Source organism: Nonomuraea candida (assembly GCF_000725485.1).
Taxonomy (GTDB): Bacteria; Actinomycetota; Actinomycetes; order Streptosporangiales; family Streptosporangiaceae; genus Nonomuraea; species Nonomuraea candida.
The window spans coordinates 1-387 of record NZ_JOAG01000157.1 but is presented as its reverse complement, the minus strand read 5'-3'; the positions used below and the strand labels follow the sequence as shown (position 1 = coordinate 387).

The 387-nt window shown below is 55.3% G+C and carries 1 rRNA gene; it reads left to right on the top strand.

The window, feature by feature from the left end:
- Positions 1-57: 57 nt before the first annotated feature.
- Positions 58-387, top strand: a 23S ribosomal RNA gene (locus IO39_RS43495); the annotation flags it as partial.

The following is a 387-nucleotide window of genomic DNA, read 5'->3' as shown; positions in this document are numbered from 1 at the left end:
TGGATGTGGTTGCTGTTTGTTGTTTGAGATTTGCATAGTGGACGCGAGCATCTTTGTGGCCAAGTTTTTTAGGGCACACGGTGGATGCCTTGGCATCAGGAGCCGATGAAGGACGTGGGAGGCTGCGTTAAGCCTCGGGGAGTCGCCAACCAGACGTTGATCCGGGGATGTCCGAATGGGGAAACCTAGCACCAGTCATGTGGTGTTGCCTCCGCCTGAATGTATAGGGCGGTTGGTGGTAACGCGGGGAAGTGAAACATCTCAGTACCCGTAGGAAGAGAAAACAAGAGTGATTCCGTGAGTAGTGGTGAGCGAAAGCGGATGAGGCTAAACCGGGCGTGTGTGATAGCCGGCAGGCGTTGCATGTCCGGGGTCGTGGGACCTTCT